The organism is Clostridium tetanomorphum (genome assembly GCF_017873215.1).
GTDB classification, from domain to species: domain Bacteria; phylum Bacillota; class Clostridia; order Clostridiales; family Clostridiaceae; genus Clostridium_AO; species Clostridium_AO tetanomorphum.
Genome location: NZ_JAGGKA010000007.1, coordinates 88,817 through 111,842 on the forward strand (window position 1 = coordinate 88,817; position 23,026 = coordinate 111,842).

25 protein-coding genes are annotated in these 23,026 nt (G+C 26.7%); 17 read left to right on the forward strand and 8 right to left on the reverse strand.

Annotated features, from left to right (window positions below):
- The first annotated feature begins 96 nt into the window (after nt 1–96).
- Entirely contained in the window at nt 97–942 is an 846-nt protein-coding gene (locus tag J2Z24_RS08685) for a YitT family protein (protein WP_035148034.1), read from the forward strand.
- A gap of 44 nt (nt 943–986) precedes the next feature.
- Nucleotides 987–1,667, forward strand: coding sequence for a GntR family transcriptional regulator (locus J2Z24_RS08690; protein ID WP_111947516.1), 681 nt, complete (start codon nt 987–989; stop codon nt 1,665–1,667).
- Nucleotides 1,668–1,755: 88 nt separating this feature from the next.
- Here the strand turns inward: J2Z24_RS08690 and J2Z24_RS08695 are convergent, their stop codons facing one another.
- Nucleotides 1,756–2,025 (reverse strand): hypothetical protein, encoded by a 270-nt coding sequence (locus tag J2Z24_RS08695; RefSeq protein WP_035148029.1) that lies wholly within the window; start codon nt 2,023–2,025, stop codon nt 1,756–1,758.
- A gap of 214 nt (nt 2,026–2,239) precedes the next feature.
- Here J2Z24_RS08695 and J2Z24_RS08700 point away from each other — a divergent pair, with 214 nt between their 5' ends.
- The 4 genes from J2Z24_RS08700 (at nt 2,240) to J2Z24_RS08715 (ending at nt 7,416) form a co-directional block, all read left to right on the forward strand.
- Complete coding sequence (locus J2Z24_RS08700) at nt 2,240–3,442, forward strand: exonuclease SbcCD subunit D (RefSeq protein ID WP_035148026.1); 1,203 nt, start codon at nt 2,240–2,242, stop codon at nt 3,440–3,442.
- A gap of 1 nt (nt 3,443) precedes the next feature.
- Nucleotides 3,444–6,581, forward strand: a complete 3,138-nt coding sequence (locus J2Z24_RS08705; RefSeq protein WP_035148025.1) for an AAA family ATPase — start codon at nt 3,444–3,446, stop codon at nt 6,579–6,581.
- Between the two features lie 173 nt (nt 6,582–6,754).
- Nucleotides 6,755–7,033 (forward strand): hypothetical protein, encoded by a 279-nt coding sequence (locus J2Z24_RS08710; protein ID WP_035148024.1) that lies wholly within the window; start codon nt 6,755–6,757, stop codon nt 7,031–7,033.
- Between the two features lie 179 nt (nt 7,034–7,212).
- Entirely contained in the window at nt 7,213–7,416 is a 204-nt protein-coding gene (locus tag J2Z24_RS08715) for an alpha/beta-type small acid-soluble spore protein (protein ID WP_035148023.1), read from the forward strand.
- A gap of 19 nt (nt 7,417–7,435) precedes the next feature.
- Here the strand turns inward: J2Z24_RS08715 and J2Z24_RS08720 are convergent, their stop codons facing one another.
- Nucleotides 7,436–7,777, reverse strand: coding sequence for a CGGC domain-containing protein (locus J2Z24_RS08720; protein WP_035148022.1), 342 nt, complete (start codon nt 7,775–7,777; stop codon nt 7,436–7,438).
- 183 nt (nt 7,778–7,960) lie between these two features.
- Between J2Z24_RS08720 and J2Z24_RS08725 the strand changes: the two genes are divergently transcribed.
- On the forward strand, nt 7,961–8,167 hold the full coding sequence (locus J2Z24_RS08725; protein ID WP_035148018.1) for a hypothetical protein: 207 nt from the start codon (nt 7,961–7,963) through the stop codon (nt 8,165–8,167).
- A gap of 33 nt (nt 8,168–8,200) precedes the next feature.
- Here the strand turns inward: J2Z24_RS08725 and J2Z24_RS08730 are convergent, their stop codons facing one another.
- From J2Z24_RS08730 to J2Z24_RS08745, 4 genes are all read right to left on the reverse strand, one after another.
- Nucleotides 8,201–9,112, reverse strand: coding sequence for a ribonuclease Z (locus J2Z24_RS08730; protein ID WP_035148016.1), 912 nt, complete (start codon nt 9,110–9,112; stop codon nt 8,201–8,203).
- A gap of 18 nt (nt 9,113–9,130) precedes the next feature.
- Complete coding sequence (locus J2Z24_RS08735) at nt 9,131–9,760, reverse strand: cyclase family protein (protein WP_035148014.1); 630 nt, start codon at nt 9,758–9,760, stop codon at nt 9,131–9,133.
- Nucleotides 9,761–9,854: 94 nt separating this feature from the next.
- Nucleotides 9,855–10,265, reverse strand: a complete 411-nt coding sequence (locus J2Z24_RS08740) for a hypothetical protein (RefSeq protein ID WP_035148012.1) — start codon at nt 10,263–10,265, stop codon at nt 9,855–9,857.
- Between the two features lie 21 nt (nt 10,266–10,286).
- Entirely contained in the window at nt 10,287–10,805 is a 519-nt protein-coding gene (locus J2Z24_RS08745; RefSeq protein WP_035148007.1) for an amidase domain-containing protein, read from the reverse strand.
- 144 nt (nt 10,806–10,949) lie between these two features.
- On the opposite strand from J2Z24_RS08745, the gene J2Z24_RS08750 reads away from it, so the two are divergent.
- Entirely contained in the window at nt 10,950–11,717 is a 768-nt protein-coding gene (locus tag J2Z24_RS08750) for an N-acetylmuramoyl-L-alanine amidase (protein WP_051593261.1), read from the forward strand.
- Between the two features lie 10 nt (nt 11,718–11,727).
- On the forward strand, nt 11,728–12,147 hold the full coding sequence (locus tag J2Z24_RS08755) for a hypothetical protein (protein ID WP_242990645.1): 420 nt from the start codon (nt 11,728–11,730) through the stop codon (nt 12,145–12,147).
- Nucleotides 12,148–12,180: 33 nt separating this feature from the next.
- Here the strand turns inward: J2Z24_RS08755 and J2Z24_RS08760 are convergent, their stop codons facing one another.
- Complete coding sequence (locus J2Z24_RS08760; RefSeq protein ID WP_035148006.1) at nt 12,181–12,606, reverse strand: DUF2935 domain-containing protein; 426 nt, start codon at nt 12,604–12,606, stop codon at nt 12,181–12,183.
- Nucleotides 12,607–12,782: 176 nt separating this feature from the next.
- Between J2Z24_RS08760 and J2Z24_RS08765 the strand changes: the two genes are divergently transcribed.
- On the forward strand, nt 12,783–13,535 hold the full coding sequence (locus tag J2Z24_RS08765) for a ferritin-like domain-containing protein (RefSeq protein WP_241392963.1): 753 nt from the start codon (nt 12,783–12,785) through the stop codon (nt 13,533–13,535).
- A gap of 42 nt (nt 13,536–13,577) precedes the next feature.
- Here the strand turns inward: J2Z24_RS08765 and ytaF are convergent, their stop codons facing one another.
- Complete coding sequence (ytaF, locus tag J2Z24_RS08770; protein ID WP_035148005.1) at nt 13,578–14,201, reverse strand: sporulation membrane protein YtaF; 624 nt, start codon at nt 14,199–14,201, stop codon at nt 13,578–13,580.
- Between the two features lie 577 nt (nt 14,202–14,778).
- Between ytaF and J2Z24_RS08775 the strand changes: the two genes are divergently transcribed.
- The 7 genes from J2Z24_RS08775 to mnmA all read left to right on the forward strand — a co-directional run bounded on the left by J2Z24_RS08775 (nt 14,779) and on the right by mnmA (nt 22,796).
- A complete protein-coding gene (locus tag J2Z24_RS08775; protein ID WP_035148004.1) occupies nt 14,779–16,578 on the forward strand; it encodes an ABC transporter ATP-binding protein in 1,800 nt (599 codons plus the stop codon).
- 27 nt (nt 16,579–16,605) lie between these two features.
- On the forward strand, nt 16,606–18,429 hold the full coding sequence (locus J2Z24_RS08780; RefSeq protein WP_035148002.1) for an ABC transporter ATP-binding protein: 1,824 nt from the start codon (nt 16,606–16,608) through the stop codon (nt 18,427–18,429).
- A 131-nt stretch (nt 18,430–18,560) separates the two neighbouring features.
- On the forward strand, nt 18,561–18,968 hold the full coding sequence (locus J2Z24_RS08785) for a hemerythrin domain-containing protein (protein WP_035148001.1): 408 nt from the start codon (nt 18,561–18,563) through the stop codon (nt 18,966–18,968).
- A gap of 89 nt (nt 18,969–19,057) precedes the next feature.
- On the forward strand, nt 19,058–19,492 hold the full coding sequence (locus J2Z24_RS08790) for an RrF2 family transcriptional regulator (protein ID WP_035147999.1): 435 nt from the start codon (nt 19,058–19,060) through the stop codon (nt 19,490–19,492).
- 90 nt (nt 19,493–19,582) lie between these two features.
- On the forward strand, nt 19,583–20,512 hold the full coding sequence (gene cysK, locus J2Z24_RS08795; RefSeq protein WP_035147997.1) for a cysteine synthase A: 930 nt from the start codon (nt 19,583–19,585) through the stop codon (nt 20,510–20,512).
- 19 nt (nt 20,513–20,531) lie between these two features.
- Nucleotides 20,532–21,704, forward strand: a complete 1,173-nt coding sequence (gene nifS / locus J2Z24_RS08800) for a cysteine desulfurase NifS (protein ID WP_035147996.1) — start codon at nt 20,532–20,534, stop codon at nt 21,702–21,704.
- A 9-nt stretch (nt 21,705–21,713) separates the two neighbouring features.
- Nucleotides 21,714–22,796, forward strand: a complete 1,083-nt coding sequence (gene mnmA, locus J2Z24_RS08805) for a tRNA 2-thiouridine(34) synthase MnmA (RefSeq protein ID WP_035147994.1) — start codon at nt 21,714–21,716, stop codon at nt 22,794–22,796.
- The last annotated feature ends 230 nt before the right edge of the window (nt 22,797–23,026 follow it).

Genomic DNA, 23,026 nt, shown 5'->3' on the forward strand with positions numbered 1-23,026 from the left:
TCTTTACAATATGAGGTTAAATAGGTAAAATTAAATATGTAGGACAAAATTGTACTACAATATTGAAGGACTATAATGAAGTAAAGGGGAATAATTATGAAAAAAATAAAAGAATATATTTTAATTAATTTTGGATTAATTTTAGTTGCACTTTCCATATATCTTATATTAGCACCTAATCATCTAGCACCAGGAGGCATAAGTGGACTTGCTATTGTAATTAACTATTTTATTCCTCAAATACCTGTTGGAGCTATAATGATGTCTACAGATCTAATATTATTTATTATTGGATTTATATTTATTGGGACTGAGTTTGGAGCAAAAACTATATATTCAAGTTTTACGCTTTCTGGGATGGTTTTTTTATTACAGAAAGTACATCCTATTAAAGAGCCATTCTCACATGATATTTTGGCACAACTTATATTTTCTACTTGTATGGGAGCTGTAGGAATGGCTATTGTATTTCAACAAAATGCATGTACAGGAGGAACAGATATTATTGCTAAGATTTTAAATAAATATTTTAATATTAATCTTGGAACAGGAGTTTTAATGTGTGATATATTTATCGCAATATCTTCAGGATTCATATTTGGAATTGAAAGTGGCATGTATGGAGTATTAGGAGTTTTAGCAAATGGAATAGTTATTGATAAAGTTATACAGAATTTGACTATTAATAAAGAAGTGGTTATTGTTAGTAATATGAGTGAAGAAATAAAAGATTTTATTGTAAGTGAATTAGGCAGGGGAGCTACTATTTATACTGCTAAAGGTGCCTTTACAAATGAAGAAAAAGAAGTTATTAGAACTATTGTAGGGAGAAAAGAATTTAATAGGTTAAAAAAATATATAAAAAGTATAGATTCTAATGCTTTTATTACAGTAAATCATATACATGAAACTTTTGGGGAGGGATTTTTACACATAGGATAATTTTATACTATAAGAAGTACTTTTAACTAAGGAGTGATTTTTTAGTGGGAGATAAAATTAAGAGATCTATGGAGGAAGTAGTTTATGAAACTTTAAAAAATGCTATATTAAATAGAAGTTTAGCTCCAGGAACTCAACTTATAGAGAGTACTATAGCTGATAGAATGGAGGTTAGCAGAACACCTATAAGGAATGCTATTAAACGGCTTGCATTAGAAGGATTTGTAACTATCATTCCAAACAGAGGCGCTTTTATTATACAGCCATCACTAGAGGAAATTATTCAGGCTTATAAAATGAGAGAAGAATTAGAATGTATTGCTATTAAATTTGGTATAGATAAAATAGTAGAAGATGATATAAATATTTTAGAAAACCTTGTAAAAAAAGAATTAGAGGCATTAACTAAAAAAGATATTATTGAATATTTTTCTGTAAATAAAAAGTTTCATACAATGTTAGCATTAAAAAGTGGTAATAAATACCTAATTAAGTTTATAGAAAGTATAATTAATCAAATAAATATTTATTTAATATTGTATGATACTTTTTACAATACTGATTTGCAATTTCCTAGTATTGAAGAACATAAGAAGATGATATATTTTATTAAAAATAAAGATTGTAGCAATCTTCAATCTTTAATTACAAATCATATAAATAGTGGATTAAATGATTTACAAATTGATAAAGTGCAATATAAGTCTTTAAATGATATTTTTTAAAAAACATAATCTGTGTATTCTCCAATTGATAAGCATAATTAAAGTATTCTTATAGAGTTTACACAGATTATTTTATTTTAGTATAAGATTAACTATTCATACCTTTTTTAGCTCTTGATTCAGCATTTAGTCGTTTAGTTTCTTCTAAACTAGCAGCATTAGTACTGCTACTCATTGCACTGTTCTGAAAATTATTCATTCCACTATTAGTTCTTGACTGAGCATTTAAATTTCTTGCCTCTTGTAGACTTGCATCATTAGCACTATTATTTAAAGCATTAGTATTTCCAGCCATATTTTTATTAGCTCTTGATTGAGCATTTAATCTTTTAGCTTCTTCTAAATTATTATTTTCCATGAGTATTCTCCTTTCAAACTATATAATTGAATACATGAAATAGTTTATCCATTATATAAAAAAATATAGATAAATATTTTACAACTGGTGGTATAATTTGGTAAATAATTATTTTTTAAATTTTATTAAATTTGATATAATTACTATATATTTATATAATAACTGTTACTGAAGAGAGAAAAGAGAATTTCATTTTAAGGGGGAAAACTTTTTTATGAAAATAGTACATACAGGAGATTGGCATATAGGGAAAATTGTAAATGAGTTTAGTATGATAGAGGAACAAGAGTATATATTAAAAAAGTTAATTAATATTATAGAAGAAGAAGAGCCAGATGCATTAGTTATAGCAGGAGATTTGTATGATAGAAGCATTCCTACTGTAGAAGCTATTAATTTACTAAATAAAGTATTTAATAAAATATTACTTCAGCTTAAAATACCTATATTAACTATAGCAGGAAATCATGATAGTGGTGAAAGGCTGTCTTTTGGTAGCGAAATCTTAATAAAAAATGGACTATATATAGCAGGGATATTAGATTCAGATATTAGAAAGGTAGTTCTTTATGATGAAAGTGAGCCAGTTAATTTTTATCTTATTCCATATGCTGATCCTAGAGAAGTAAGAAATAAGTTTGAGGATAAAGAAATAAATAATCATGATACAGCTATGAAAAAAATAATAGAAAAAATAAAAAATGGTTTTAATGAAAATGAAAAAAATGTTATAGTAGCTCACGGATATGTAACTTTTATGAAGGATATAGATAAAGAAATAACAGAAGAAGAAAATTATAAGAGAGCAGGGCTTGAAACTTCTGATTCTGAAAGACCATTAAGTATTGGAGGAACAGACTTAATAGATGGAAAATATTTTGAAGCTTTTAATTATACTGCTTTAGGTCATTTGCATCGACCACAAAAAGTTGGAAAGGATACTATACGATATTCAGGTTCATTGCTAAAGTATTCTTTTTCAGAAGCAAATCATAAAAAAGGTGTTAATATTGTTAATATAAAAAAAAATGGAGAAGTTACCATAGAGTTTAAAGAGCTAATACCAAAAAGAGACATGAGAATTATAAAAGGGCCAATAAATGAACTTGTAAATCCAGAAGTTTATAAAAAAACTAATACAGAAGATTTTGTATTTGCTGTACTCACAGATGAAGGGGAATTAATGGATCCTATATCAAAATTAAGAACTGTATATTCTAATATTATGGGGTTAAGTAGGATTAATATGGATGAAAGAGAAAAAAGCAAAACTTCAGCATCTTTAAGATATGAGAATAAATCTAAAGTGAAACTTTTCCAAGAATTTTATGAAGACATAGAAGGAATAGAAATAACAAAAGAAAAAATTGATATAATTGAAAAAGTTGTTGAAGAGGTAAATAGGGAGGAAAAATAATATGAAACCAATAAAGTTAACTATGAGCGCTTTTGGACCTTATGCGGGAGAAGAAATAGTTGATTTTACTAAATTGAAACATAAAAATATATTTCTAATTACAGGACCTACAGGAGCTGGAAAAACTACTATTTTTGATGCTATAAGCTATGCTCTTTATGGAGAAGCATCTGGAAGTAGTAGAGATAAAGACTGTTTACGAAGTGATTTTGCTTCACCAGATATTCTTACATATGTAAAGTTAGACTTTGAACTTAGAGGAAAAATATATACAATATGTAGATTTCCTCAACAGGAAAGAAAAAAGGTTAGAGGAGAAGGATATGTACTTAAAAATGCAGAAGTTGAATTGGTTTTGCCTAGTGGAGATATACTAACAAGGGTTAATGCTGTAGACGAAAAAATAAGTGAAATTATAGGAATAAACAAAAATCAATTTAAACAGATAGTAATGATTCCTCAAGGAGAATTTAGAAAGCTTCTTGAATCGGAAAGTTCTGAAAGAGAAATTATATTTAGAAAAATTTTTGGAACAGAAAGCTTTGAGGCTATTCAGAGAAAACTTGATGAAAAGAAAAAAAATCTTTATAAGAAAATTAGCGTCACTAAAACTGAAAGAGATACTCATATAAAACATATTGATCCTAGTGATGATGAAATTTTATTGAAGCTTATAAATGAAAATTATTTAAATATAACTGAAATATTAACTAGAACAAAAGATTTACTTAAAATGCACTTACAAGAAAGAAAGAATATTAAGAAAGAAATTGAACAACTTGATATGGACATTGAAAGATTTCAAAAGGATATAATGAAGGGAGAAGAAATAAATAGAAATATTAAAGAAAAGGAAGAAGTTCAAAAAGAATATAATTCTTATATATTAAAAGAAGAGGAATTTAAAAATAAAAAGGTGAAATTAGAAAGAGGTAGAGATGCCTTACAAGTAAAGATTATAGAAGATACTTATAAACATAGAAAAAGTAATTTAAAAATTAAAAAATTACAATACGAGGAAATAGAAGATAAGTTAAAAAAATCAGAAAAAAATCTATTAACATATAAAGAAATTTTACAGAAAGAAGAAGATAAAGAAATTGAAAGGAAAATAATATGGGATGCTATAGTAAATTTAAAAAATCAAGAGAAAAAAGCTAAAGAATATGAACAAAAGGGATTAGCTATACTTAGTCTTAGAAAAAAGTTACAGGATAAAAAAGACTTTATAAAAGAATTAAAATTATTTATAAAAGATGAGAAAAAGAAATTTGAAGAGAATAGTAAAAAATTATTGGATGTGCAGAGAGCGGAAATATCAAAAGAAAAGATTGATAGAGTTATATATGAAAAAGAATTTATTATTAATGAAATGAGAAATTTTTATAGAAATACTGAAGAATATATGAAAAAAGTTAGTAAACATACTAAAGAAAGCAAAAATTTTGAAGAATTTAATAAGGAATATATAAGCATAAGAAGTAAATATGAAATAATGGAAGATAATTTTAGAAGAGGACAAGCCGGACTTTTGGCTAAAAATTTAAAAGAAGGAATACAGTGTCCTGTATGTGGGGCCACACATCACCCTAAACTTGCTACTTTGATAGGAGAAGTTCCTGCAGAGAAAGAAATTAATGATGTGAAAAACAAGATTAATATATTGAAAGAAGAAAGAGATAAAAAGATTACATATCTTTCAGATTTAAATGGAATGATTAAGAATAATGAAGAAATATTATTAAATATGAGGGAAAAGTTAAGTACTGTTTTAGGAGAAGATTTAATGTCTATTAAAATAACAGATATGCTTCAATACATAACAGTAAAGGGAAAGAATATAAGTATAGAAATAAAGGAACTAAAAGAAAAGCAAAGTGAATTAATAAAAATTGTAGAAAATAAATTTGTTATAGAAGAAAATTTAAAAAAATTGGATGAAAATATAAAAAATAAAGAAGAATCATTGCAAAATGAGGAAAAGAACTATACAGAACTTTATGGAAAAGTAGAAAGTGAAGAAGAAGTTCTTAGAGGTATTGAAAAAGAGATTCCAGAAGAAATACGCTGTGCTAATAAGATTTCATTAAGAATAAAAGAATTAGAAAATGAATTAAAGGATTTAGAAAAAAATTATAAACTCGCTCAAGATAATTATAGTAAGGCTAATATAGAATATGCTTCGGTAAAGGCAGATAAAGAAGCTAAGCTTAAAAATTTACAAGAGGAATTCAAGGAAGTAGAATTGTTGAATGAAAAATTGAATTCTAAGATTAAACAATGTGGATTTAAAGATTATCATGAATATAATGAATTAAAAATTGGGGAAGATGAAATTAAAAGTTTACAACATGAAATATTACAATATAGTGAAAAAGTACATTCATTAAAAGATAGATTAGAAAGAATATTAAAGGATACTGAAGGATTAAAGGAAGTATGTTTAGAAGATTTGAAAAAAACTTTAGAAGAAATAGTTTTAAAAAAGCAGCAATTAAGTGAAAAAGAATTACATGTATTTTGGAAAATAAATAATAATGATAAAGCTATTAAAGAAATAGAAAAAATAAATAAAAATATAATGGAAGATGAAGAGAAATATAGTGTTATAGGTGAACTGGCAAGGGTTGCTAATGGAGATAATAGGGAAAGAATAACTTTTGAAAGATATGTATTAGCTGCTTATTTTAATGAAATAATTAATGCTGCCAATTTAAGATTAACTAAAATGACAGGGGATAGATTTGTACTTAAAAGAAAAGAAGAGAAAGGGAAAGGAAGAAAACAAGAAGGGTTAGAACTGGAGGTGTTTGATAATTATACAGGAAAAGCTCGTCATGTTAAAACTTTATCAGGAGGAGAAAGTTTTAAGGCTTCTTTAGCTTTAGCCTTAGGATTAGCTGATGTGGTTCAATGCTATGCTGGGGGAATAAGTCTGGATACCATATTTATAGATGAAGGTTTTGGGACTTTAGATCCAGAGTCTTTAGATAACGCAATTGAATGTTTGATTAATTTACAAAAAGGAGGAAGACTTGTAGGAATAATTTCCCACGTACCAGAATTAAAAGAGAGAATAGATGTACGACTTGAAATAACTCCAGCAAAAGAAGGCAGTAAAACAACTTTTATAATTTAATATTTTTAGAAAAAGTTTGTATTTATTATGAAATTTATATGAACTTTTAGAATACAATGTATTAATAGAAGTAATGATAAAAGACTTGATTATTAAACTATGTATATATTATTATATAATAAAGAAGATATTATTCTGAAAAGTGAGAAAATAATATTTAAGGGGAGGATTTAATGAAAAGCTTTTTTTGGGGAATAACTGTAGAGTTTTTAATTTTAGCCATTTCTTTTTTAATAAAAGAGTTTAATTTTTTTCTTTTAGCTACAGGGTTACTCGCCTTTGGAAGTTTATTCATAAGTGGTGTGATTTATGGGGTTATAAAGGATAATTTCTATAGAAATACAATTTATGAAGGAAAAAACGAAAGAGCACTTAGAATCAATAGAGCAATGAAAGTATTTTTCTTTAGTCTGCCTAGTACTGCAACCTTTTTTACTAGTATACTTCTTTAACAATATATATACCATCAGAAAAGTTCTGATGGTATTTTCTTTATCTATTCTTATATAATATAAATTTGTAAATAGATTTCTATAGTTGTATATAGTTTCATAACATATAAAATTAAATTAAGGTAAAACTTATAATACAAAACAAATTAATAAATAAATTAAATGAGGAGGAAAAGATTATGCCAAATTATAATAGTTCAAATAAACTTATAGTACCAGAGGCAAAACAAGGATTAAATACATTTAAAATGGAGGTTGCTAATGGACTTGGCTTATCCAACTATCAGAATACTGACAAGGGTAACTTAACCTCGAGACAGAATGGTTCTGTTGGTGGAGAAATGGTAAAAAGAATGGTAGAAGCTTATGAAAGAAATTTATAAAATTAAGTAAAAGGTTAACCTAAATGGCTAGCCTTTTTCTTTTTTCATGGGTATAACCTTCTACTTGGAAATCCTTTGAAAGTCCTTTTATAAATTCATTGTACCAAGGACATTTAGATCTTATACAAGAAGATAAATGTATTCTTTTTATTCCAAGCTCCTTTAGCTGTTTTGCTTTTAATATCAAATCATTAACGGCGGTATTACTACAACCATCGCATTGTATAAAACTTACTAATTCAGATTCTTCATTTATATATTTCTCAAATGAACCAGACCTATTATTAAAAGCTTTAAAGCACCCAGAACCAGAACATCTTTTAGAAACTTCCAGACAATTAATAATACCTATTTTTTTCATTGTGTTTCTCCTTTTCTAAAAAGATACATAACAATTTTATCATAAAATAAATTATTTGTCGGTGATTTTAATCACACTAATTCTTAGTTGATAGATTAAATAAAATCAACTAAAATTATAATGTAACATAATATAATAAGAAAATAATACTAATGTAAGATGGATAGTAAGGAGTTTGTTGTAATGTTAAAATTAATTTTATGGCCTTTTAGAATTATTATTGATTTAGTTACTTTTATTATAGGTATTACAGGAAAATTAATAGGATCAGTTATTGGATTAGTCATAATGATATTAGGTATGATTTTTACTGTTACTTTAGTAGGAGCGATTATAGGTATTCCAATTATTATATTTGGATTTTTAATTATGATTAAGGCTATTTTTTAGATAAAAAATAGCCTTAATCATGAAAATGAAGTTTTATAATGAAAACTTTAGAATTTTTGTCATACCATCTTTTCCTATTTCTGTATTAAGAAAGATATTTTTAGCTTTTTCAATATGTTTTTCAGGAGTGTCTAGACTAGGACTAAAATGTGTTAACCAAAGCTCTTTTACTGATGATTTTAATGCTAAAGTAGCTGCTTCTGAAAATAACATATGTTTATTTACTAAAGCTTTATCTAAACAAGTGTCTTCACCATACATCCCTTCACATATAAATAAGTCGCTATTAGAAGCAAATGGAATTATCGATTGGATAGGTCTTGTATCTGTTAAATATGTAATTTTTAAACCAGGCCTATCTTCTCCAAGAACCATATTAGAATAATAAGTCTTTCCTTCAAATTCTACTGAATCATGTTTTTGTAACTGACTCCATAAGAATTTAGGTATTTTATTATTTACAGCTTTTTGTACATCAAATTTTGCCTTTCTTTTAATAATAAAATTATATCCATTACAAGGTATAGTGTGATCTAAATTTAAACTACTAACGAAAATATCTTCTATAGAAAATATATTTTCAGAAGAATTAGAGGTTTCTATAATATTTATTTCATAAGGAAGTTCAGGACATAGGACTCTCAATCCAGCTATAGTATTTTTACAACCCATAGGACCTATTATTGTTAAAGGATATTTTCTGCCACTATTAGCAATAGTAAGTAAAAGGCCAGGAAGTCCTACAGCATGATCTGCATGAAAATGAGTAAAACAAATAAGTGATATATCTTTAAATCCAGTGTTATTTATTTTCATAGAAACTTGAGTGCCTTCTCCACAATCAACTAATATTTTATAGCTTTTATAATTAATTAATAAAGAAGTTAAAAATCTATTTGGTGTAGGCAAGCTACCACCACAACCTAATAAAGTAATATTTACCATTGAATCACCTTCGTACTTTTAAAATATTTTTCCCACAGCTCTTACAGGAGAAGCATCACCTAAGGAAATTTTTAAGGGGAAAATAGATAGTTTAATCTTTTTATTTACGACAGAGGATAAATTATTTAAGTTTTCTATAATTAATTTATTTTTCTTCAAAAGAATATGATGATTAGGTAGACGAGCATCATATTCATTATCTATAGATATAGCATCTACCCCTATTCCTTTAATATTAGTTTCACATAAATATTTGCATAGTTTATAAGAAGGATATTTGTAGTTTTTTAAGAAAGAAGGTTTATTCCAAAATTTATCATGTCCAGTATAAAGCAATAGAAAATCTATATCAGTCAAGTCATAGTTATTTAAAATATCTATAGGAATGCAATTACTTGCTTTAGTACAATCTATTGTTAATGCAATTCCATAAAAGTTTTCCAGAGATATTTCATCTATGGTTATACCTTGTTTTAAAATATGTGTAGGAGCATCAACATGAGTAGAAGTATGAGTTGTAAGAATAAGTTTTTTTACTTCATAACCTTGTTCTTCTATAGTAGATAATTTATATACATAAGGAATTTCATTTTTGCAAAATGCTATCATATTATCTTCTATAGCATGGGATAAGTCAATAAATTTCATAGTATCTCTCCTGTGCTAAATTTTCATTTCAATTATATCACAACTAAGATAATATAGTCAGGCAACTAAAAAAATAATTGCCTGGCCTGTAATATCAAATAGAAATTTTTTCATCATTTTTAGCCTTACTTAAAAGAAATCCTATAGATGCAAATAATAAATTTCTGATTTCAACTAATGCAGGATTATCTTGAGAGATCCATATAAGCCAATGAGAAGATAAAACAACTAATAAACAAAGCATTCCTATTAATGCAGCTAAATAAGTTTGAAGTTTTATATTGCTTATATTAGGATTTTCTATAGTTTGATGTCCTAATAAAAAGCCAAAAATGTTTGACATAGTTGAACGAATAGCTAGATCTGATACAGTTAAATCCCGATAGTTAATAAAAACAGAAACAATTGTATTAATTAAGCAAAGACATCCCATTAAAGCTAATGTTTTGATAGCCAAATTTGTGGAATTTAGTTGTTCTTTAAAACAACAAATTATTTTTTTCAACTTATACACCTCTATGATGCTTTAAATCCTTATTTTCAAAAAATGAATTTTGGATGCATACCAAGTATTTTCATAAGGTATGTTTAATGCTTCAAAGGAATGCTGAGAAATAAAGGGATAACCATTAGCAATATTTGTAATAATTGCAGAGTGAAAAATTTTACCTTTATCATCTTCAAAAAACATTAAATCTCCTATTTGCAATATATTTTTATCATTTACTTCAAGACCTTTAGGTCCTAGAAAATTATTTTTTTCATTAATTTTTAATCTCCAATAAAGAGAGTGGGCTACAGTCCAAGATACTGACCAACTATCATCTGAAACATTTAAGGTACCTTTATTATTGTACCACCAAGGACTATTGTTACCAAAATTCATTTTAGCTCCCCCGGCTCTTAAGCATTGAGATAAAAAGTTTGCGCAATCACCACTACTATCTCCTATAAGAGGAAAATATCTATAACTAGGATTAGGTGAAAGAGCGTATTTTTCAGCATATCTAACAGCTTCAATTCTTGAGTAAGTATTTCTAAACATTGATTACCTTCCTATCAATTTCTTTATACATTTAATTTATGATAAATGTATCTATATTGTTAGCTATAATTAGGTCTATTTATTATAGAAGATTTAATAATTATGCATATTATATATTATGTTTAATAATTTAGAGGTGATTTTGTGAGAATTTCAGTAGATTTTGGACATGGTACCACAGGAGACAGAGGAGCTCAGGGATACTTAAATGAAGAAAAAATTATAAGAGAATATGGAACTTTAGTAATTGACAAATTAAAAATCTTAGGACATACAGTGATAAATGTTACACCATCTAAACAAAATCTAACTTTAGCCCAATCTTTAGCATATAGAGTGAATATGGCAAATAATTTTAAAGCAGATTTATTTGTTTCACTTCATGTGAATTCTTTTAAGTGGGATAAAGCTAGAGGGTGCGAGGTAGAGTATATATCACTCAAAGGCAAGAATTATGCAGATAAGATATGTAATGAAATAAGTAGTTTAGGATTTATTAATAGAGGAAGCATTAAAAGAGAAAATCTTTATATACTTAAATATACTACTATGCCGGCTATATTAATAGAGCCATTCTTTTGTGATAATAAAAGTGATTGTGAATTGTATAATTCAATAAAACTTTCAAATGCGATTATAAAAGGAATAACAGGTAAGCAGATATCTGAAGATACAATGTATATAAATAATAGCATAAATAGTAATATACCAAATATAGACTATAGTATACCTACTAAAAGAAATATATATGATATCCCAGGGGGATTAGGATATATAGAAGTGATAAAAGAAAGTGGGAGAATAGATATACACTTAGATCGTTATAACTATTTATCTATACAAGATAGTGAAAAATATGGAAACAGGATATTTGTAAATACTAGAACTAAAGGAACAAAAATTATTTTATAGGGGTGATATTGTGGGAACTTTGCAAAGTGAGGTTATGAGAATAGTTGTGCAAGCAATTTTAAGTATATTAGGAGTAGTTGTTACTTATGCTATTACAATTTTAGTTTCTTATCTTGCTAAGAAGAAAGAAGCTATAATAAAACAAATTGGAGCTGAGGAGTATAATATTATTTATAATATTTCTAAAAGTATTTTTTACGCAGTAGAGCAACAATATAAAAATATTCCTGGTGCAGGAATAGAAAAAAAAGTTATATTTGATCAATTATTAAAAGAAAAAGTGCCTGAGTTAAAACAAGAGGACTTAGATCATTTTAGAGAAGCAATAGTAGGAGAGATAAATATGAAATTTAATGAATTAAAATTGCTAGAGGCTGCTCCACCCTTTGATCCTAATATTCATGAAGCGGACATAAAAATAAAAGAATAAGAGTAAAAGCAGCTAAATTAGCTGCTTTTATATCTATATTTGTCTATCTATGTTTTGGAAAAGTTCATACATAAATTTTTGTTCATGTTCAATATGATGTAGTAGAGTTTGCCACACCTTATCTTCTTTACCATATTCATCTACCGTATTTAATAGTTTAACAAAATTAGTATCAAGTATAAAAAACTCATTTATTAATTTATTTATACACATAATTGTGTGTGGAAAAGGCATTTGATAATACATAGTTTTCCTTCTAAGATCCATTGCTTTTTTGTTTAAATTACGAAAATTTTTACTTGTATCCATAAGTTTATTTTCAATGTCTTTAGGTAAATTTTTTTTAGTTAAATCTGCAACTGTTTTAATAAAGATTGGATGTTCACTAGAAATATCTGTCCATAGAATCAATTCATTGAACACACAGTTTAGGTTATTGACAAGAGTATAACAATACAAAATACTTTCCTCCAAAAATAAATATTATATTAATATAAATATGCTGCAAGAAGAAATTTGTTATAAAATTAATGTAAAATATATTATAAAAAGTATAATACAAAAATTGGAACAATTATATTTTTTTATCATATAATAAAAATGTATATAAGCACTTAGATATTGGAGGATATATGATGGAATGTAATATACCATATATGAACCCATATATGGGTTGTTCTAACTATGGCATGGATTTTACTCAAGAAGCATTAAATAAATCTCTTTGTTTAATTAAAGAGGCAGTACAAGATGAAAGAAATGATGAGTTATTATATGACTACTTAATTTGTGCTGCTCCAACTAAAGAAGAAAAAGAAATTATAACGTCAATAAGAAATGATGAAAGAAATCATAGAAAGTGTTTTAAAGAAATTTATAGATGCTATACTGGTGAATGTATAGACAGCAAAGATAATAAAGATTTTAAAAAACCTAAGAACTATATAGAAGGAATTAAAAAAGCTTTATTTGGTGAATTAGCTGCTATGGAAAAATATAGAATAATAAGATCAGGATTACCAAGTAGATGTCACAGAGATATTGTATTTGAAATTCTAACTGACGAAATAAAACATTCTATAAAATACAATTATATTCTTACTATGAATTTATGTAAATATGGATGTAAAGATAAAAAAAGAGGAGAAGAAGAGGAATTTATAAGAAAGGATAATTTAAATAATCCAAATAAATGGCTAAATAGTATTAATCCTTTAGTAAATAGAGCGCTTCAAGAGGAAAGTATGGGCATGAACTCTGAATACTTATTTTCCAAATTTATACTGTCAGGAGTTTTAGTAGGTTCAGGAATAGCTCCTGATGAAGCAGTAAAGCAAGTAGAAAAGTGGCAGGAAGATGAAAGTATAGGACTGCTAAATAAAAGATAGTATAAAATAAGCTCCTAGGTTAATGACTAGGAGCTTGCTTGTTCATATAAATATTCCATATAATCCAAGTAGTATAATTATAAAATATGAGATTACTTCTGAATACTTTGACATTCTTTTAGATAAAAATTTTTCTCCTACGAAATGACCTAATTGTATGAAAATCATACCAAATAAGAGAGAAGAAATAGAAGTTATATATACATTTAGACCTATTACACTAGCAGCAATTCCTAAACCAATGTTATTAATACTTAGTACAATTCCTAGTGACAGTGATTCTTTTAATTCTATATTTTTTGAGCCATCAATATCTATTATTTCTGGATTATTTAAAACATTATAATAATAATTTTTATCTTGTTGAATATTTTTTGTAGAAGCTTCATCTTTATTATGTTTATTTTTAGAAGATGAAATAAGCATATATAAACCAAATAAAATTAACACTATGCTTCCAATTAAGTTAGCTTTTTCTACTGGAATTATATTTAATAATAATTTACCAAAGGCCATAGATAAAAAGGTTCCTAGTCCAGAAATTGTAGCTATAAATAAATTGTTTATAAAATCTATTCTAATTTTATTTATGCCATAACTTATACCCACTATAAAGCTATCACTACTTGCAGAGATAGCAAAAAATATTATTGGTAGTATACACATAATATCCTCCTAAATTATTAATGATACATAATTATGCTATGAATTACTTTAGGTATTTGCTATAAAGATTTCATATAAAAATAAAGATTTTTTATTTTTGAAAAATACTTGAATATATGCTAAATTTAGCTTATAATTATAAAACAAACATATTATGTAGGGAGGTCGTGTAAATGTTATTTTTAGATAAAGTGAATTGCAAAATTAATATAAAATTTTATAAAATAATGCGACCTAGACTGGTAAGATAAAAATATTATTATTAGAAGCCACAGGTGTATTATCCTGTGGCTTTTGAAAATTTTATTACAAGTTTTTTATTATATGTTTTATAACAAAAACTCTAGGAATTTTTCTAGAGTTTTTTATAGTATATCCTGTTAACACAGGATATACTTTTAAGGCTGAGTTTAAGTAAAGTTGAAAAATTCATGTCAGTCTAAAGATACTTAATAAAATTAAAGGGGAGGCGTTATTATGACATGCTATTTAAGAAAAATTAATTACAAAGGTATAACTAGATATACTTGAGTAAGAAAATTTAGAAAGATAGTAAAAGAAAAGAAGGTGATAATATATGAAAGCTAAAAAGCGATTATTAGAATTCTTAAATGGAAACAAGTTGTTATATTTAGGAGCAATATTTTGTATAGCAATAGCCACATTTATAGGAATTATAGAGCCGTTAGTAATAAAGACAACAATAGACTCAGTAATTGGAGATAAACCCATAGAAACGTCTTTATTTGTAGAAAAGCTTATTAATAGAATAGGCGGAAGGTCTGTACTAGTTCAAAATCTTTGGATATGCTCTATAGCTTTAATAACATTAGCTTCAATAAGAGGGATATTTTTATTTTTGAAAGGAGCATTATCTGCAAAAGCATCAGAGAATATAGCTAAGAATATAAGAGAAAGATTGTACAATCACATACAACATTTACCCTATGAATATCATATTAAGAATGAAAAAGGAGAATTAATCCAAAGATGTACGTCTGATATAGATACAATAAGAAAATTTTTATCAACACAATTTGTTGAAATGGGTAGAGCAATTTTTATATTGATTTTTTCTATTAGTGCTATGATTGCTTTAGATAAGAAGATGACCGTAGTTGCAATTGGAACAGTTCCATTTATATTTACGTTTTCTTTTATTTTTTTCTCAAAAATAAAGAATTTATTTAAGCAGGTTGATGAAGCAGAAGCAAAAATGACTACAGTACTGCAAGAGAATATTTCGGGAGTAAGAGTAGTTAGAGCATTTGGAAGAGAAAAATATGAGATTGAAAAATATGATAAGGAAAATGAAAATTATACAAAATTGGCATACAAATTGTATGTGCTTTTATCTAATTATTGGAGTATATCAGATTTTTTATGTATGATTCAGATTGGTGCAGTTTTAATATTTGGAATTTATTTTACTGTAAAAAGAAATATTACCTTAGGAACTTTAGTTGTATTTATGAATTATGAAGGTATGCTGTTATGGCCAGTAAGGCAATTAGGTAGAATTCTTTCTGATATGGGAAAAATGGTGGTATCTATCAATCGAATTGGTGAGATATTAGATGAAAAAACAGAAACTGAGCTATGTAATGAAAAGATGCCACAAATTAGTGGAAATATAGAATTTAAAGAAGTATATTTTTATTATGAAAAGAATAATCCTATTCTTAAAGGTATATCTTTTAACATTAAAAAAGGAGAGAAGATAGCTATTATAGGGTCAACGGGCTCTGGTAAGTCCTCTTTGACATATCTTTTAACTAGGCTTTATGATTATCAACAAGGTTCTATTAAGATAGATGGAATAGAACTTAGAGATATAAATAAAAAATGGATAAGAAAAAATATAGGCTTAGTTCTACAGGAACCTTTTTTATTTTCTAGAACCATAAAAGAAAATATAAAAATAGCTAATAAAGAAGCTAATGAAGATAAAATAATAAAAGCTGCTTCAGAGGCTGCAATACACAAAGTTATATTAGAATTTGAAAAAGGGTATGATACATTAGTTGGAGAAAATGGGGTTACTCTTTCAGGTGGGCAAAGACAAAGGGTAGCTATTGCTAGAACTTTAATAAGTAACTCTCCTATACTTATATTTGATGATTCTTTAAGTGCTGTAGATACAAAAACAGATAAAAAAATCAGAAAGGCTTTAAAAAATAGAAGTAAAGGAGTAACAACAATAATAATTTCTCATAGAATAGCTACAATTAAAGATGCAGATAAAATAATTGTTATGAATAAAGGAGAAATTGCACAAATAGGTGTTCATGAAAAATTAATAAAAGAAGAAGGTCTTTACAAAAGAATTTGGCAAATACAAAAAAATGTTAGAGAGGAAGATGAAAAAGTAAGTTAGTTTTAATGGAATTTGGAGGTGATATATATGGATTTTAATATAGAAGAAAAGAATAAAAAGTTGAACTTTAATACATGGAAAAAGTTATTTCAATATATTAAAGTGTTTAAAGGTAAATTGAAAATATTGGCATTTATAATGATTGGTGTAGCAGGAATAGATGTTATAATGCCTCTTCTTACTAAATATGCAATTGATAACTTTATAGTTAAAGGAGAGTTAAAGGCAATACGAACCTTTGCTATATTATATATTGGAATAATAATAGTACAAGTAATAAATATAAAGGTTTTTATTGTTTTTGCAGGAAGAATAGAGACAGGTTTAGCCAATTATGTGAGAAAGTTAGGCTTTGAAAAATTACAAAAGTTATCTTTATCTTATTATGATAGTAATTCAGCAGGATGGATAACTTCTAGAATGACATCAGATATAATGAGATTAAGTGAGATAGTTTCATGGGGGCTTATAGATTTAGTTTGGGCTTTAGTTATGATGATTGGATTTATAATTGTAATGTTTATTCATAACTGGAAGCTAACCATTATAACTTTAGTAGTGGTTCCTCCATTGCTTATTATAGGACTATATTTTCAAAGAAAGATATTGGACTCTTATAGAAAGGTAAGAAAGATAAATTCTAAAATAACAGGAGATTTTAATGAATGTATAGCAGGAGCTATTACAACAAAGACTTTAGTAAGAGAAGAAGCAAATCTAGAGGAATTTAAAATAGATACTACAGAAATGAAAGTCTTTGCTATAAGAGCTGTAGTATTTTCCTCACTATTTCTTCCTATTGTATTGACTTTAGGAAGCATAGGAACAGGATTAGCATTATGGTTTGGAGGAAAAGGAGTTATTTTATCTAAAATAAGTTATGGAACTTTAGTTATGTTTTTATCTTACTCAGTTCAATTTTTTGAGCCAGTAGCTCAATTAGCAACTACTTTAGCAGAACTTCAACATGCTCAAGCTTCAGCTGAGAGAATTATATCTTTAATTGAAGAAGAAGTTGATATATGGGATAAAGAAGACATTTTAGATAAATATGGTGACATATTAAATCCCAAAAAAGAAAATTGGGAAAAATTAAATGGAAATATAACTTTTAAAAACGTATCTTTTTCTTATAAAAATGGAGAAAAAGTGTTGGAAAATTTTAATTTAGAAGTAAAAAGAGGAGAACAAATAGCATTAGTAGGAGAAACTGGTTCTGGAAAAAGTACCATAGTTAATTTACTTTGTCGTTTTTATGAACCAACTGATGGAGAAATTTTCATTGATAACAAAAATTATAAGGAAAGATCTTTACTTTGGCTTCAATCAAATTTAGGATATGTACTACAGAGTCCTCATTTATTTAGTGGTACTATTATGGATAACATTAGATATGGAAAGTTAGATGCATCTGAAGAAGAAATAATATATGCAGCTAAACTTGTAAATGCGCATAAGTTTATAACTAAATTGGAAAATGGATATTATACTGAAGTTGGAGAAGGTGGGGGTATGTTATCTACAGGAGAGAAACAATTGATTTCTTTTGCAAGAGCAATAGTTGCAAATCCAGCTATATTTGTTTTAGATGAAGCTACTTCTTCTATAGACACAGAAACAGAAAAAATAATACAAGATGCTATTTGCAAAGTGCTAAAAGGGAGAACAAGTTTTATTATTGCACACAGACTTTCTACTATAGTCTCTTCAGATAAAATATTAGTTATTAAAAAAGGGAAAATAATAGAAATAGGCAATCATAATCAACTTATGAAAAATAAAGGATACTATTATAATTTGTATACAAATGGATTAAATGAAGAAAAAGAAAGAGAATTATTAAATGCATAATGGATAAAATATATTTCATAAATATTTTAAATAATAATGAATAAGTAACCAGTGTTACCGTAAATATACTTTTAATTTATTATAATGTAATTGTAAATTAAAAATATTTATGGAACACTGGAGGTATTAATATGACTAATATAAATAATTTAAGAAGGCAACATTTGGAAGTAATGGCGCTTGTAAATAAAATAAGAAATTTTATAGTAAATAGAGAAAATATAAATAGAGAAATGGAAATTGCTAAAAATATAAATATATTAGCTGGTAAATTAAAAATTCATTTGGATTCAGAAGATAAATATTTATATCCTAGCTTATTAAAAAGTAGAGATTTAACAATTAAAAAAATAAGTGAAGATTATATAAAAGAAATGAGTAGTATTTGTAATGAATTTATGGAATTTAAAGATAAATATAATACTAAGAGTAAACTATTAAAGAATGGAGAAGAATTTATAAAAGAATCAGAAATTATATTTAAACTTATAGAGAAAAGAATAAGTAAAGAAGATGAGGAACTTTATAATCTTCTATAAAAAATTATAGGGTAAATGTTGACATAGTTAAATTTTAGTATTATAATCATATCAAACATATAGGATTAATATAAAAAGAGGTGTATAAGTTGAAGATTTCTACTAAGGGCAGATATGGATTAAAAGCAATGATTGATGTGGCAGTATATTCTTCTTCAGAGAATGTTACTTTAAAAAGTATCTCTGAAAGAGAAAATATATCAGAGAAATATTTAGAACAAATTTTTTCGGCTCTTAGAAAGAATGGATTGGTTAACAGTAAAAAGGGAGCTCAGGGAGGATATTCACTATCAGATTCTATGTCAAAGATAACAGCAGGAGATATTTTAAGAGCTTTAGAAGGTAGTCTGAATGTAGTACACGGAGAGGAAATAGAAGATGATTTAATGGAAAAATGTATTCAAAATAATCTATGGGATAAGTTAAATCATGCTATTAATTCTCTAGTAGATTCTATTACTTTAGAGGACTTAGTATACGAATATAACAAATACAAAAATCCAAATTATATGTATTACATATAATTTTTTACAAAATAACCCACTATTCCTATAGGAATAGTTGAGTAGAATAAAATTATAAATTTATAAACAATATATAAATAAGGAGAGATAATTATGAGAATATATAAAAATTTAACAGAATTAATTGGAAATACTCCATTGGTACGACTATCAAAATATGAAAAGGTAAATAACAGTAAAGCAAATATTATTGCAAAAGTTGAATACTTTAATCCAGCAGGTAGCGTTAAAGATAGAATAGCGCACTCTATGATAGCTGAAGGAGAAAGAAGAGGATTAATAAATAAGGATACAGTTATAATAGAACCTACTAGCGGAAATACTGGCATAGGACTTGCATTTGTGGCTGCGGCAAAAGGATATAAACTTATTTTAACTATGCCAGAATCTATGAGTGTTGAGAGAAGAAATCTTTTAAAGGCTTATGGTGCTGAGCTTATATTAACCCCAGCAGCTGAAGGAATGAAAGGAGCCATAAAAAAGGCAGAAGAATTAGGAAAAGAAATAGAAAATTCTTTTATACCACAACAATTTAATAATTTAGCTAATCCATCAATTCATGAAGAAACTACTGCAAAAGAAATTTTGATAGATATGGAAGAAAAGATAGATATATTTATAGCTGGAGTTGGTACTGGAGGGACTATTACTGGAGTTGGCAAGATATTAAAAGAAAGAAATCCTAAGGTGAAAATTATAGCTGTAGAGCCAGAGGATTCACCTGTACTTTCAGGAGGAAAACCAGGTTCCCATAAAATTCAAGGAATAGGAGCAGGATTTATACCTTCTATTTTAAATATGAACATAATAGATGAAGTTATAAAAGTATCTAATGAAGATGCTTTTATAACAACAGCAGATATAGCTAAATTAGAAGGTTTATTGGTAGGGATATCATCAGGAGCTGCAATATATGCGGCAGGAAAAGTAGGTATAAGAAAGGAAAATAAGGGGAAAAATATAGTAGTAATGTTGCCTGATACTGGTATGAGATATTTATCCACATCAGTGTTTGAATAAATAGAAAGGAGAGGGAACTATGGAGAGAATAATATATATGGATCATGCTGCAACCACTTATATCAAAAAAGAAGTATTGGAAGAGATGAATCCTTATTTTATCAATTATTACGGCAATCCCTCTTCCCAATATTCTATTTCTATACAAAATAAAATGGCTATTGAATTTGCTAAGGAAAAAATAAGTAAGGCTATTAATTGTAATGTTGATGAAATATATATAACTAGTGGAGCAACAGAGGCAGACAACTGGGCAATAAAAGGATTTGCTTTTGCTAATAAAGATAAAGGCAATCATATAATTACATCAAAAATAGAACATGAAGCAGTATTAAATACTTGTAGATATTTAGAAAATATAGGATTTGAAATAACATATTTGCCTGTGGATAAAGAAGGATTTATTAAAATTGAAGATTTAAAAAATGCTATAAAAGATACAACTATACTTGTGTCAATAATGTATGCTAACAATGAAATAGGAACTATAGAACCTGTAGAAAAAATAGGTAAGATATGTAAAGAAAGAAATATAGTATTTCATACAGATGCTGTTCAAGCATTTTGTAAAATTCCTATAGATGTAAAGAATATGAATATTCAAATGATGTCTTTATCAGCTCATAAAATATATGGTCCTAAAGGTATTGGGGCATTATATATTAAAAAAGGAATAAAGATACACAATTTAATTCATGGAGGGGCTCAAGAAAGAGGAAAAAGATCTGGTACTGAAAATGTACCTTTAACAGTTGGCTTTGGTAAAGCTGTAGAATTGGGAATAAAGTCCATGGAAAAGGAGAGCAAAAGGTTAAGTGCTCTTAGAGATAAATTAATTGATAAATTAATAAAGATAGATGGAAGTGTAATAAATGGGCCTTTAGGGGACAAAAGACTGCCCAATAATATAAACGTTAGTTTTAAAGGAATATCAGGAGAAGACTTAGTATTTATGTTAGATAGAGAAGGTATATGTGCTTCTAGCGGAAGTGCTTGTCAAGCTTCTTCCATAGAACCATCACATGTACTTACAGCTTTAGGGTTAGATTGTAATTTAGCTAAATCATCTATAAGGCTTACTTTAGGTGAAATCACCAATGAAGAACATATAGATTATGTTGAAAAGATTATAAAAAAAATAGTAATTGACATAAGAGAAAAAAATAAGTTTATAGAAGAGAATATGAGGTAGGTGTAGTATATGAAAAAGAAAGTAGTTTTAGGAATGAGTGGAGGTGTAGATAGCTCTGTAGCAGCCTATCTTTTATTAAAGGAAGGTTATGAAGTAATAGGGGTAACAATGCAAATATGGCAAAATGATGAGGAATATGAAGAAAAAGAAGGTGGGTGTTGTTCATTATCCTCTGTTAATGATGCTAGAAGAGTAGCATATAAATTAGGAATTCCTTTTTATGTTATGAATTTTAAAGATAAATTTAAAGAAAAGGTTATTACTAATTTTATAGATGAATATATAAAAGGTAATACACCTAATCCCTGTATTTCATGTAATAAATATATTAAATTTGATTCTTTTTTAAAGAAAGCTTTAAAATTAGGAGCTGACTATATAGCTACAGGACATTATGCTAAAATTGAAAAAAATAATGAAGGAAGATTTATTGTAAAAAAGGGTGTTGATAGTAGAAAAGATCAAAGCTATGTACTTTATAATTTTACCCAATTTCAATTAAAACACACTCTTCTTCCTTGTGGAGATTATACTAAGGATGAAATAAGAGCTATTGCTAAAGAAATAGGACTTAATGTTTATAATAAAAAGGATAGTGAAGAAATTTGTTTTATACCAGATGATGACCATGGAAAATTTATTAATAAGGAAGAAGGAGATAAAATAAAAAAAGGCAATTTTATAGATAAAAAAGGTAATATATTAGGAAAACATAAAGGCATTGTATATTATACTATTGGTCAAAGAAAAGGATTAGGAATATCCTTAGGAAAGCCTATGTATGTTATAGATATAGATGGAGATACAGGGGATATAACTCTTGGAGATAATAAAGATTTATTTAAAAAACATCTAATTGCAAAGGAATTAAATTTTATACCTTTTGATACATTAAATTCATCTATGGAAGTAGATATAAAAGTTAGATATTCCACTATTTCTTCTAAGGGAATTATTATGCCTTTAGAAGAAAATAAAATTGAAGTTCAGTTTTTTAATCCTCATAGGGCCATTACTAGAGGGCAATCAGTAGTATTTTATTTAGAAAATATTTTGATTGGAGGAGGCATAATTGAAAAAGTATTGGATTAAAACTGTAAATGAATAATTTACAGTTTATTTATTCTAATTACAGAATTAATTATATAAAAAATTTTTTTATATAATTTAAAATAGTACCCTATTTTATGAGTATTAGGGTACTATTTTATTTTCATATAACATATTTAGTCAAAAATTTATTAATATATTATACGTTTTTATATAATATATTAATAATAATTATAAAATGCATAAAATTTAGTTAATTAATTTTATTAAAA